Annotated in this window: 12 protein-coding genes; 8 read left to right on the top strand and 4 right to left on the bottom strand. The window is 72.8% G+C overall.

What is annotated here, in order from left to right; translation table 11 throughout:
* Positions 1–392: 392 nt before the first annotated feature.
* Positions 393–1184: a carbon-nitrogen hydrolase family protein gene (locus HUO13_RS08425; RefSeq protein WP_211902741.1), complete on the bottom strand. Its 792-nt coding sequence runs from the start codon at positions 1182–1184 to the stop codon at positions 393–395.
* A 100-nt stretch (positions 1185–1284) separates the two neighbouring features.
* On the opposite strand from HUO13_RS08425, the gene HUO13_RS08420 reads away from it, so the two are divergent.
* Positions 1285–1911, top strand: a complete 627-nt coding sequence (locus HUO13_RS08420) for a GntR family transcriptional regulator (protein ID WP_211900872.1) — start codon at positions 1285–1287, stop codon at positions 1909–1911.
* 125 nt (positions 1912–2036) lie between these two features.
* Here HUO13_RS08420 and HUO13_RS08415 read toward each other — a convergent pair whose 3' ends face one another.
* A complete protein-coding gene (locus HUO13_RS08415; RefSeq protein ID WP_211900871.1) occupies positions 2037–3347 on the bottom strand; it encodes an MFS transporter in 1311 nt (436 codons plus the stop codon).
* 91 nt (positions 3348–3438) lie between these two features.
* Between HUO13_RS08415 and HUO13_RS08410 the strand changes: the two genes are divergently transcribed.
* Positions 3439–4116, top strand: coding sequence for a DUF2848 domain-containing protein (locus HUO13_RS08410; RefSeq protein WP_211900870.1), 678 nt, complete (start codon positions 3439–3441; stop codon positions 4114–4116).
* Between the two features lie 126 nt (positions 4117–4242).
* Here the strand turns inward: HUO13_RS08410 and HUO13_RS08405 are convergent, their stop codons facing one another.
* Both HUO13_RS08405 and HUO13_RS08400 read right to left on the bottom strand, forming a co-directional pair.
* Complete coding sequence (locus HUO13_RS08405; RefSeq protein WP_211900869.1) at positions 4243–4749, bottom strand: DinB family protein; 507 nt, start codon at positions 4747–4749, stop codon at positions 4243–4245.
* Between the two features lie 181 nt (positions 4750–4930).
* Positions 4931–5887, bottom strand: a complete 957-nt coding sequence (locus HUO13_RS08400) for an AraC family transcriptional regulator (RefSeq protein WP_211902740.1) — start codon at positions 5885–5887, stop codon at positions 4931–4933.
* 268 nt (positions 5888–6155) lie between these two features.
* On the opposite strand from HUO13_RS08400, the gene HUO13_RS08395 reads away from it, so the two are divergent.
* From HUO13_RS08395 to HUO13_RS08370, 6 genes are all read left to right on the top strand, one after another.
* Positions 6156–6824 (top strand): NmrA family transcriptional regulator, encoded by a 669-nt coding sequence (locus tag HUO13_RS08395; protein WP_349253367.1) that lies wholly within the window; start codon positions 6156–6158, stop codon positions 6822–6824.
* A 336-nt stretch (positions 6825–7160) separates the two neighbouring features.
* Positions 7161–8753: an ABC transporter substrate-binding protein gene (locus HUO13_RS08390; RefSeq protein WP_211900867.1), complete on the top strand. Its 1593-nt coding sequence runs from the start codon at positions 7161–7163 to the stop codon at positions 8751–8753.
* Entirely contained in the window at positions 8735–9739 is a 1005-nt protein-coding gene (locus HUO13_RS08385) for an ABC transporter permease (RefSeq protein WP_211900866.1), read from the top strand. The genes HUO13_RS08390 and HUO13_RS08385 overlap by 19 nt, the downstream gene beginning before the upstream one ends.
* Positions 9732–10646, top strand: a complete 915-nt coding sequence (locus tag HUO13_RS08380) for an ABC transporter permease (RefSeq protein WP_211900865.1) — start codon at positions 9732–9734, stop codon at positions 10644–10646. Before HUO13_RS08385 ends, HUO13_RS08380 begins: the two co-directional genes overlap by 8 nt.
* On the top strand, positions 10643–11599 hold the full coding sequence (locus HUO13_RS08375; RefSeq protein ID WP_211900864.1) for an ABC transporter ATP-binding protein: 957 nt from the start codon (positions 10643–10645) through the stop codon (positions 11597–11599). Before HUO13_RS08380 ends, HUO13_RS08375 begins: the two co-directional genes overlap by 4 nt.
* Positions 11593–12261, top strand: a complete 669-nt coding sequence (locus HUO13_RS08370; RefSeq protein WP_211900863.1) for an ABC transporter ATP-binding protein — start codon at positions 11593–11595, stop codon at positions 12259–12261. The genes HUO13_RS08375 and HUO13_RS08370 overlap by 7 nt, the downstream gene beginning before the upstream one ends.
* The last annotated feature ends 5 nt before the right edge of the window (positions 12262–12266 follow it).

Genomic DNA, 12266 nt, shown 5'->3' with positions numbered 1-12266 from the left:
GGCTCCCAGCTCGTGGTGTGCGAGTACCAGGTTCTCCACCGGCAACGCGGTCGATCGGTGCGAGTACTCCGGACCCACGGGTCGTGTCCGTGGTCGAAGCCGGCTACACCTATCTCGTGTTCGAGCCGAGGACGTCTCGACCGCTGTTCGAAGTGGTCGTCGCCATACGGCGGCCACCAGCGGGGCGGCACCGGTGTAGGCCGGGGGTGGCGGTGCTGCACGGCGTCTCCATGGCGCGGCTCCGGCGCCTCTCGTCGATCTCCGGCGACACAGTGGTGAAACCGGCGACAGCTCGTCCGAACTCCAGCCGACGGCCGGGTTGCTACGCGGCCACCAGATCAAGCCCGAGCCCCTGCCACTACCGGCGCCGGTGCCAACGCACGGGCCCGGCGTCAGAACTTGCGGTTGAGCAGCACCGGTACCGCGCGCCGGGCCTCCTCCACCGCGTCGGGGTCGAGGTCGACCACCGCGACGTCAGGCGCGTCGGCGAGCTGGGTGTGGATCGCGCCCAGCGGCGAGACGACGGTGCTGTAGCCGATGCCGGTCGGCGCCTTGCCGCTGGGCTCGCGGCCGACGCTGCGCGGGTCGGCCTGCCCGCACGCGACCACCCACGACGTCGAGTCCAGCGCGCGGGCGCGCACCAGCAGCTCCCACTGCTCGCGCTTGCCCTCGCCGGAACCCCACGACGCGGCGGTGACGACCACCGACGCGCCCTCGTCGGCCAGCCTTGTGTAGAGGCCGGGGAAGCGGACGTCGTAGCAGGTGGCCAGGCCGACCGCGGTGTCGCCGACGCGCACCACCACCGGCTTCTCGCCCGGCGCGACCGTCCGGGACTCCTCGAAGCCGAACGCGTCGAAGAGGTGGATCTTGTCGTAGTGGGTGTCGAGCCCGGGCCCGGTGACCAGCAGCGTGTTGGTGACCCGGCCGTCGGGCGCCGGGGTGAACATGCCCGCAACCACGGTGATGCCCGCCTCGCCGGCGAGACGACGGACCTCGGTCGCCCACGGCCCGTCCAGGGGCTCGGCCAGCGGCCCGAGCTTGACCCCGAAGCACGCCATGGTCGCCTCCGGGAACACCGCCAGCTCGGCGCCGGCGTCGGCGGCGCGGCGCACGCCGTCGGCCACCAGCTCCAGGTTCGCCCGCGGGTCCGGCGTGGACACGATCTGGCACAGCGCGATCCGCATCTGCGGTTCCACCTCTCCAACCTCGGCTACGATGGTTGTATACCAACAATATGCAAGTACGACACCGGTGGTGTGAACCGGTAGGCCGAAGGAGCGTTCGTTGACCTCGGGACGTCAGCTCGCCTACGAGCATCTCAAGGAGACCGTCCTAAGCGACCCCGCGATGCAGGGGCAGTTCGTCAACGAGCAGGCGCTCGCCGACGCGATCGGGGTGTCGCGCACGCCGATCCGGGAGGCGCTGCTGCTCCTTGCCGCCGAGGAGCTGGTGCAGCTCGTGCCCAAGCGCGGCGCCTACATCGCCCCCGTCAGCGGCCGGGAGATCCGGGAGCTGTTCGAGGTCCGCGGCATGATCGAGTGCTACGCGGCCGGACGCGCCCTCGAGCTCGGCGCGGTACCGGTGGAGGCCATGCGCGCCGAGCTCGAGCAGCAGCGGGAGCTGCGCGGCGACGACGACGCGCGCAAGTTCATCGACCGCGACAACCGCTTCCACGCCGCGCTGGTGCACGCCGTCAGCAACGGGATGCTCGCCAAGAGCTACGACGGCCTGCGGGCGCGGCAAGTCCGGGCCGGGGTCGTCGCGCTGTTCTGCGCCGTCGACCGCCGCGAGGCGGTGCTGGCGGAGCACCAGGCGATCCTGGACGCGCTGGCCTCCGGTGACCGCGAGGCCGCCACGAGCGCGATCCGCGCGCACCTCGACGCGACTCAGCAGGTCCTGCTCAACGGCTGAGCAGCCCAACCGGCCGGGCCCGGCGGCTGGGCAATTCACCGGGCCGTGCCCGGCGGCTGGGCAGCTCACCGGGCCGTGCTCAGCTGCTGGGCGACTCACCGGGCCGTGCTCAGCTGCTGGGCGACTCACCGGGCCGTGCTCAGCTGCTGGGCGTCGGCCTTGCCCATCGCCAGCCCGGCCAGGGTCACCGCGCACGCCACCGCCACGTAGCAGGCAGGGGCCACCCAGGTGCCGAAGGTGGCGAACAGGTAGGTCGACAGCAGCGGCGCCAGCGCACCCCCGATCACCCCGGCCAGCGTGTAGGCCAGCGAGCAGCCGGTGTAGCGGTGGGCGGTGCTGAACTGCTCGGAGATGAACGCCGCCTGCGGTCCGTACATCAGCGAGTGCCAGAACAGCCCGACCGTCACGCCCAGCACCATCAGCCCGGCCGAGCCGGTGCCCGCCATCGGGAAGAACACGAACGGCCACACCCCGGCGCCGATCGCGCCGACCGCGTACACCCGGCGCCGTCCCCAGCGGTCCGACAGCGCCCCGGCGGCCGGGATCAGCACGAGCTGCGCGGCCGAGCCCGCCATCACGCCGGTCACCGCGAGGCTCTCGGGCATGCCGAGCTGCTTGGTGGCGTAGGTGAGCACGAAGACGGTGAACAGCGCGTAGAGGATGTCCGGGCCGACCCGGCACAGGATGCTCGCGACCAGCGCCTTCGGCTCGTTGACGAACACCTCGCGCAGCGGGGCGGCCGCCTGCTCGCCGTTGCGCTGGAGCTCGCGGAAGACCGGGGTCTCCTCCAGCTTCACCCGGATCCACAGGCCGAAAACCACCAGCACGGCCGAGAACAGGAACGCGACCCGCCAGCCCCACGACAGGAACTGCTCCCGGGTCAGCAGTGCCGCGAGCGCGGCGAGCACACCGTTGGCCAGCAGGTTGCCCGCGGGCGGGCCGACCTGGGCGGCCGAGGCCCAGAAGCCGCGCCGCTGCTCGCTGCCGAACTCGCTGGACAGCAGCACCGCGCCGCCCCACTCGCCGCCGATGCCGACGCCCTGGGCGAACCGCAGCGTCACCAGCAGGACCGCTCCCAGCGCTCCGACCTGGCCGTGGGTCGGCAGCAGTCCGATGAGGACGGTCGCGATCCCGGTGAGCAGCAGCGTGGTCACCAGCACGTGCTTGCGGCCGAGCTTGTCGCCGAGCCTGCCGAAGACGAACCCGCCGAGCGGGCGGGAGACGTAGCCGACGGCGTAGGTGGAGAAGGCGAGCAGGGTGCCGGTCAGCGGGTCGTGGCTGGGGAAGAACAGGTGGCCGAACACCAGCGCGGAGGCCACCGAGTACGCGGCGAAGTCGTACCACTCCAGCGCGGTGCCGCTGAGGCTGGCGGTGAACGCCTTGATCAGGTCTTTGCGGGCCGGCCGTTCACGGCCGGCGGCGAGCGTCTGGGTCATGGGCGGTCCTTCTCGTCACAACCGGGTTCGTCCTCCCGGGCTAGCCGTGGTACGAACTGTATACAACGAGTATGCCGAATGGGAGGGTCAGATGTTTCCGCTTCGTTTCGAGGTCGCGGGCGAGCCGGTCGAGGTGCGGGTGAACACGCTGCTCAACGCCGGTTACGCGGGCCGCAGCCAGCAGGACGTCGCCGCCCACGTCGCCGAGCTCGCCGAGCTGGGCGTGCCCGCGCCGACCCGGACCCCGTGCCTCTACCCCGTCGCGCCTTACCTGGCGATGCAGGCCGACGAGGTTCCGGTGCAGCACGGGCGCACCTCCGGCGAGGCCGAGTGGGCCCTGGTCGTCGCCGGGCCGGACGAGCGCGACGTGCTGCTGACCGTGGCCTGCGACCACACCGACCGCGAGCTGGAGGTGCACGGCGTGGCATGGAGCAAGCAGGCGGGCCCCGACGTGCTGGGCCGCCGCGCCTGGCGGCTGGCCGACGTGGCGGACCGGCTCGACGAGCTGACCCTCACGGCGTGGGCGGGCGGCGAGCGCATCCAGCGAGGCACCCTCGGCGAGCTGCTCACGCCCCACTTCTGGCTCGGCGAGCTGCGCGAGCGGGGGCTGCTGGCGGAGGGCACCGTGCTGCTGTCGGGCACGATCCCGATGGACGGCGGCGTGGACCAGTTCGCGGGCGACTGGCGCGTCGAGCTCGGCGACCCCACCACCGGCGACACCCTCGCGTGCGAGTACGAGGTCCGCCGGATGCCCGAGCCGGTGGCGTAGCCCGGGCGGCGCCGGTCGCCGAGGAAGGTGACGGCTTCGTCGCGGTCGACGCAGCAGAACAGGGCGGCGGCCGCGCCGAAGCAGTCCCGGTTCGCGGCGACCGCGTCCCCGGGTGGACGACCTGTCTCAGGCTCCGACGACGCCGTCGATGCCCTCGCGCAGGAAGTCGGCGTGGCCGTTGTGCCGGGCGTACTCGTGGATCACGTGCAGCATCACCAGCCGCAGCGACACGTGCTCGCCCCATCGGGGCACGTAGGCGGTGACGTCGAGCGAGTCCGCGGCGGCCTCGATGCGGCGGGAGTGCTCGACCTCCGCCTGCCAGGCGCCGAAAGCCTCGGCGCGGGTGGATGCGCTCGCGTCGTAGGCCACCTGGAAGTCGCCGTCGGCCGACCACACCAGCGGCACGTCCTCACCGCTGATCGTCCGCCGGAACCAGGCGCGCTCGACCTCGGCCATGTGCCGCACGAGCCCGAGCAGCGACAGCGCGGAGGGCGGCATCGACCGGCGGCGCAGGTCGTCGTCGGACAGGCCGTCGCACTTCATGGCCAGCGTGGCGCGGTGGAAGTCCAGGTAGGCGCGCAGCATCTCGCGCTCGCCGCCGGTCGACGGCGGGGAGATCCGTTCGGTGGCCATGGGGGTGCGTCCTTTCGCCCGGGACGCCGCGGGCGCAGCGCCGGACATAGGTTCTAGCAGGCCAGGCACACGCTGGAGATCGGTTTTCGCGGAGCCGCCGGTGCGCGGATCACACTTCCGTCCGGTCTTGGAGCGCCCGCCGAAGCGTCTGGACTCGATGTCCGCGCTCCAGGGCCGGCGGTCACGTCCGGTTGCGGTGGCGTTGTGGACTGATCCCGCGGGCTCGTTTGAAGGCGGCGCTGAACGCGAATGCGCTGCCATAGCCAACCTGACGGGCTATGGAGTCAATCGTGGTGTCCGGGTTCCGGAGGAGATCGGCGGCCAGGTCGATTCGCCACTCGGTGAGGTATGCCATCGGTGGCGTGCCGACGAGGTCGGTGAAGCGCCGGGCCAACGTCGCTCGGGACACCCCGGTCCGCCCGGCGAGCGAGGCCACCGTCCAGGGATGGTCCGGGTGACTGTGCATGAGTCGCAGGACGGGCCCGACGACCGGATCCCCGTTGGCTCGGTACCAGGGCGGCCCATCGGCATCGGGCCTGACGAACCATGCGCGCAGGACGGCGACCAGCAGGAGATCCAGAACTCGTTCGAGCACGAGATCTTGGCCCGGCTCGTTTCGCACGGTCTCCTCGGCGAGTAGCGACACCAGCGCGGATTCGCCGTGGGCGGCCCCGGGGACGACCAGAAGCGGGGGCAGCGCGCTGAGCAGGCGCGTGGCGATCTCGCCTGGTCGCCGGTACTTGCCGATCAGCAGCACCGACGAGCCGTCCGCGCCGTCATCACAGGCTCGCATGCCGTTGGCCCAGGTGCGCACCCCCGTGTCCGCGACCTCGGGCGGCTCCGCGCCGGCTGGGGTCGTCCGTCGGGGGCCGGGCTGAACGACCACCTGGACCGGAGTACGGGGATCATCGGCGAAGGTGAACGCGTCGGGGCCACGCATCATCGCGATGTCGCCCGCGTCCAGCCGGACCGCATCGCCGGCACTGGGAACGACCCAGGGCATCCCGCGCAGGATCGCCACCACGCTGAGCGGTGCCCTGTCTCGTACCTGCACGGACCAGGGTGAGTTCTGGATGGTCCGCAGCACGAACGCGCCCCTTGCCCTCGCTCCGTCGAGCAAGATCGACAAGGGGTCCACCGGCGTAGTGTAAGACGCATCCTTATGGACCTGCGAGCCTCGACCATGGCCCGTGGCCCCGCGTTCCGGTGGACTGTGGATCATGACAGCGACTGCGCCGACAACGTTGGTCCTCGCGGGGACGGGCAAGACCGGACGCCGCGTCGTGTCCGGGCTCGAAGCGCGTGACATTCCGGTACGGGTTGGCTCACGGAGAGCCGATCCGCCGTTCTACTGGCAGGACGACACCACGTGGGAACCCGCGCTACGAGGCATGGACGCGGCTTATGTGGCCTTCTACCCTGACGCGGCATTCCCCGGCGCGGCCAGGACCGTGGGTTCCTTCGCGAACCTGGCAGTGGCCTGCGGCGTCCGGCGCCTCGTCCTGCTCGCTGATCGCGGTGCCGACGAGGCCGAGCGGTGCGAACAGGCGGTGCGGGACTCGGGTGCGGAGTGGACCATCGTGCGGGCGGGGTTCATCACGCAGAACTTCAGCGAGGCGTTCCTCGTGGAACTGGTCCGGGCCGGTGTGGTCGCGCTTCCGGTCGGCGACGTCGCGGAACCGTTCACCGACGCGGAGGACATCGCGGATGTCGCCGTCGCGGCGCTGACCGAGAACGGCCATGCCGGCCGGATCCACGACGTGACCGGACCACGACTGCTCACCTTCGCCGATGCCGTCGGCGAAATCGCGAGGGCGACTCACAGGGAGGTTCGCTATCTGTCGGTCACGCTCGAGCAGTTCGTCTCATCCCTGACCGGACGAGGCGTGCCGGGCGAGTACGCGACGCAACTGGCCGGCCTGATGGCCGAGGTCTTCGACGGGCGCAGGTCCAACGTGACCGACACCGTCGAGCGCGTTCTCGGCCGGCCGCCCCGCGACTTCGCGGAGTATGCGCACGAGACAGCCGCAACCGGTGTCTGGGATGCCCATGCCGGGTCCTCTGGTGGAGCCTGACGTGCTTGCTCCACGCCGCGCGGCGGGGGTCGAGTCACCACCAGAGTCGTGATGCGCCGAGCCCTACCGCACCTCGCCGTCGACTGACCCCTCGAGCGGCCACTGGGTGGCCCGGAGGCGCGATGTTCGCCTGGCGACCAGCCCGTTTCCAGAAGCCACCCTTGGTCGAGTTCTACCTCCACCTGGCCGCCGCGCTCACCGTCGTCCGCCGCCTCGCACCCGCGCCCGAAGCCTCTACCGCCGGCCGCCCTGACCCCCTAGCCGCCGAATGCGCTGACCATCACTTACCGGGCGCTCTTATTGAGAAGGACTTGCAGCAGCACTTATGGTCTTTGAGTGCTCAAACGCCGTGGATTCCTCGCCGCCGTCCCGGTCGCCCTGACTCTGCTGGGCGCGGGCTGCACCGCGCCCACGAGTCCCGGTGCCGCCGGCGACCCGGGCCGGATGCTGCTCGCCGACGGCTTCGAGCCGGAGAGCCTCAACCCGCTGCTCGGCTACGGCCAGGAAGGCGCGGCCAAGTTCTACGACGGGCTGCTCGCCTTCGACGGCGGCAGCTTCCTGCGCCCGGCCCTGGCAGCCGAGGCCCCGCGGCCGAGCCCGGACGCGCGGAGCTGGACGGTCCGCCTGCGCGAGGGCGTGACCTTCCACGACGGCACGCCCTTCGACGCCGACGACGTGGTCGCCACCTACCGCGCCGCCGTCGACCCCGCCTACGCGTCCACGGTCTCCTCGGATTTCTCGATGCTCGGCGACGTGCGGGCGCTCGACCCGCGCACGGTGCGCTTCGACCTGAAGATCCCCTACGCGGCGTGGCCGTCGAAGCTGGTGCTGGGCATCGTGCCCGCCGAGAAGCTGGCGCAGCCCGCGCCGCTGGAGAGCTCCGAGCTCAACACCAGGCCCGTCGGCACCGGGCCGTACCGGCTCGTCGAATGGCGTCAGGGCGACCAGATGACGTGGGAGGCCAACCCGGCGTACTGGGGCGGTGCCCCGGCGGTGGGGAAGGTGACCGTCGTCTTCGCCGAGGACGACAACACCCGCGCGCAGCGGCTGCGCTCCGGTGAGTTCGACGGCACGGTCCTGCCGCCGGTGCTGGCGCAGAGCGTCGGCGTCGACGGCTACGAGACCGTGCACCACCGCACCGCCGACTTCCGCACCATCGCGCTGCCCAACGAGCACCCGGTCACCGGCGACCGCGCGGTGCGCCTGGCGCTGAACCACGCGGTGAACCGCGAGGGCATGATCCAGGCGCTGCTCGGCGGGCACGGCACGCCCGCCTACGCACCGATCCCGGAGTCGATGCAGGAGTTTCACGAGCCCGCGGCCCGGTTCGGCTTCGACCAGCAGCGGGCGCGCGCCATCCTCGACGCCGCCGGCTGGGTCCCCGGTCCCGACGGCGTGCGAACCCGCGGCGGTCAGCGCGCGGCCTTCACCGTCATGTACTTCGCCGACGACAGCCTCCGCAAGGACCTCGCGCTGGCCTTCGCCTCCGACGCCAAGGCCGTCGGCATCGAGGTGACCCCGGCGGGCGTCGACCGCTCCGCGGTGGCCGGGCGGCTTGCCACCGACGGGATCGTGCTCGGCGGCGGCAACCCGATCGACCCGGACCCGCAGATGTACTCGGCGCTGCACTCGTCGGTCATCGGCACCGGGACCTACAACAACCCCGGGCACTACCGCAACGCCGAGGTCGACGCCGCGCTCGACGGCGGCAGGCAGGCCACCGACCCCGCCCGCCGAGCCGAGTTCTACAAAGCCGCGCAGCGCGCCTACGCCGCCGATCCGGGTCTGGTGTACCTGGCGTTCATCGACCACAGCTACGTGATGCGCGCCGGCCGCTGGGACGGCTACCGGGCTCCCGTGGAGCCGCACACCCACGGCACCACCTGGGGACCGTGGTGGAACCTCGAAGCGTGGAAGCCGCGGCGTTGAGCGCGCGCTCCAGGGGCGCGGCGGCCGGGCGGCTGGTGCTGCGCCGCATCGGCTTCGCGGTGCCGGTGCTGGTGGTCGTCGCGTTCGGCGTCTTCCTGCTCGCGGCGGCGTCGCCGTTCGACCCGGTCGACCAGTACTACGGCGTGCGGATCTTCAACGCCTCGGCGGCCGATGTCGCCCGCGTCCGCGCCGAGCTCGGGCTCGACGAACCGGTTCTCGCCCAGTTCTGGCACTGGGCGACCGGGCTGCTCGGCGGAGACCTCGGCGTATCGCGGTCGATGCGCCAGCCCGTCGCGCAGGTCGTCGCCGAGCGGCTGCCCTGGACCATGCTGCTCGCGGCAACCGGGCTGGTGCTGGCGGTGCTGATCGCCCTCGCCCTGGGCACCGTCGCGGCCTGGCGGCAGGGCGGCTGGGCCGACCGCCTGGTCACCGCGACCGGCCACGCGCTGGAGGGCGTCCCGCCGTTCGTGCTCGCGCTGCTGGCCATCGCGGTCTTCGCGCTGGGACTCGGCTGGCTGCCGGTGGCCGGGCTGACCGACGCCGGGCAGGACCCGACCTTCGGCCAGGTCGCCGAGCACCTCGCGCTGCCCGCGCTGGTGCTGGGCGTCTCGCAGTCGCCGTGGCTGGTGCTGCACGTGCGCCAGTCGATGCTCGCGGCGCTGTCCGAGGACCACGTGACCGGGGCCCGAGCGCGCGGTCTGGCCGAGTCGGTCGTGGTGCTGCGGCACGCGTTGCCGACGGCGCTGCTGCCGTTCGTGACGTTGATCGGCGCGCGGGTCCCGGAACTGGTGACCGGCGCGGTGCTGGTCGAGGAGGTCTTCTCCTGGCCGGGACTGGCGGCCGCGGTCGTCACCGCCGCGACCGCCGTGGACTACCCACTGCTGGCGGTGGTCACGCTGGTGGCCACGGCCGCCGTGCTGCTGGGGTCGCTGCTGGCCGACGTCGCCGCGCTGCTGCTGGACCCGAGGGTGGCCGCCGATGGCTGACACGACGCTGTCCTCCGCCGATCCCGGTGCGTGGCGCGGAGCCGCCCGCAGGCGGGCGGGAACTCCGCGCGGCCGCGCGGCCGGGGCCCGCGCCCGGGCACGGCTCTGGGGCTCGCTCGCCGTCCTCGGTGCGCTGGTCCTGGCCGCGGTCGTGGTGCCCGCGGTGTTCGGCGGTGGCGACCTCGTCCGCTACGACTCGGTCCGCCTCGCCCCGAGCCCGGCGCACCCGTTCGGCACCGACTCCGCGGGCCGGGACCTGTTCGTGCAGTCGCTCGCGGGACTGCGGGTCTCGCTGGTGGTGGCCGGAACCAGCGCGCTGGTGTCCACTGTGCTCGGTTCGCTGGTCGGCTCCGTGGCAGGCGCGCTCGGAGGCTGGACCGACCGGCTGCTGATGCGCGCGGTCGACACCGTCAACTCGGTGCCGCACCTGCTGCTCGGAATCGTGATCGTCGCGCTGTACCGGGGAAGCCTGCTCGCGGTGGTGCTCTCGATCGCGCTCACGCACTGGACGACCGTGGCCCGCGTCGTGCGCTCCGAGGTGCTGTCGCTGCGGCAGCGACCGTACGTCGAGGCCGCCATCGCGGGCGGCTCGTCGCGGATGCGCGTGCTGCGGCGGCACCTGCTGCCCGCGATCGTGCCGCAGGCGGCGCTGTCGGCCGTCCTGCTCGTGCCGCACGCGGTGTGGCACGAGACGTCGCTTAGCTTCCTCGGCCTCGGCCTGCCGCCGCACCTGGCCAGCATCGGCAACATCCTCGGCGACGGCCGGGAGGCGGTGCTGCTCGGCGCCTGGTGGATCGTGCTGTTCCCCTCGCTGCTGCTGGTGGTCACCACGCTGGCGGTGTCCGGGCCCGCGGGGGTGTGGCGCGACCGGGTCGTGCCGCGACGCGGATCGGAGCTGGCGCTGTGAGCGAGAACCTGCTGGAGCTGGACCGGCTCTCGGTGCGTTTCCTGCTCGGCCGCCGGCGCGGCGAGGTGCGGGCGGTCACCGACGCCTCCCTGCGGCTGCGCCGGGGGCGTGTGCTGGCGCTGGTGGGGGAGTCGGGTTGCGGCAAGTCCGTGCTCGCCTCCGCGCTGCTCGGACTGCTCCCGGCCAACGCGCAGGTGCGCGGGCGCGCGGTGCTCGACGGCGAGCTGGAGCTGCTCGGCGCGTCCGAACACGTCCTGGCCGAACGGGTTCGCGGCCGGCTCGTCGGCCTGGTGCCGCAGTCGGCGAGCACGCACCTCACGCCGGTGCGCACCGCCCGCAGCCAGCTGCTGGAGGCCGTCAGCGCGTTGCGCCCGGGCAGCGGCCCGGGGCTGGTCGGCGAGCTCGCCGAGCGCGTGGGCCTGCGTCCCGGCGACCTCGACCACTACCCGCACGAGCTCTCCGGCGGGATGGCCCAGCGCGTCGCCGTGGCGATGGCGCTGGCCGGTGACCCGCCGCTGGTCCTGGCCGACGAACCGACCACCGGGCTGGACCGGCCGCTGGTGCACCGCACCGTCGACCTGCTCGCCGAGACCGCAGCCGACGACCGCGCGGTGCTGCTGATCACCCACGACCTGGCCGCCGCCCGCCGCGTCGCCACCGACGTGGCGGTGATGTACGCGAGCCGGATCGTGGAGGCCGGGCCCGCCGACGCGGTCTTCGCCGACCCCTGGCACCCCTACACCGCGGGGTTGCTCGCGGCGCTGCCGGAGGGCGGCTTCGAGCCCATCCCGGGCCATCCGCCCGCGCTGACCGAACTGGAACGCATCGAACGGGAATGGGGTTGCGTGTTCTGCCAACGCTGTCCTGACCGGCCCGGATTCGCCCCCTGCAACGGGAGTCCGGAACTCGTCGCCCACGGCGGGCGCTGGATCGCCGCGCACGTCCCGTGCTGAGCGGCACCGGCCTGGTCGCGGGCTACCGCAAGCAGATCGCGGTCCTCGACGGGGTGGACGTCGAGGTGCCGCGCGGCACAGTGACCGGACTGGCGGGCCCCAGCGGCTGCGGGAAGTCCACATTGGCCAGAGTGCTCGCGCTGCTCCAGCGGCCGTGGTCCGGACAGGTCACCGTGGACGGTGCGGAGGCCACCGGTTTCCGGCACGCCACCTCGCGCGCGCAACGCGCCGCCATCGGCGTGGTCTTCCAGCAGCCGCGTCCCGCCGTGGACCCGCGCTTCACCCTCCGCCAGGTCGTGGCCGAGCCGCTGCACGCCACCGGCCGGACGGGCGAGGCCCCCACTAGGGTCGGCGAGCTGGCCGAGCAGGTCGGCCTGACCGGCGAGCTGCTCGACCGCAGGCCGCACGAGGTCAGCGACGGGCAGTTGCAACGAGCGTGCCTGGCCCGCGCCCTCGCGCTGCGCCCGCGCTACCTGATCTGCGACGAGATGACCGCGATGCTCGACGCCTCCACCACCGCGGCGCTGGTCCGCGTCGTCGGCGAGCGCGTCGCGGAGGACGGCACCGGTGTGCTGGCAATCAGCCACGACGAGGCGCTGCTGGAGCGCTGGGCCGCCACCACGTTGCGGCTCGGCGATATGACTGCCGCCGGGCCGATGTGACAGGC

This window comes from Saccharopolyspora erythraea (assembly GCF_018141105.1).
Classification (GTDB): domain Bacteria; phylum Actinomycetota; class Actinomycetes; order Mycobacteriales; family Pseudonocardiaceae; genus Saccharopolyspora_D; species Saccharopolyspora_D erythraea_A.
Note: the sequence above shows the minus strand (reverse complement) of the source record. Positions and strands in the feature narration are given on the sequence as shown.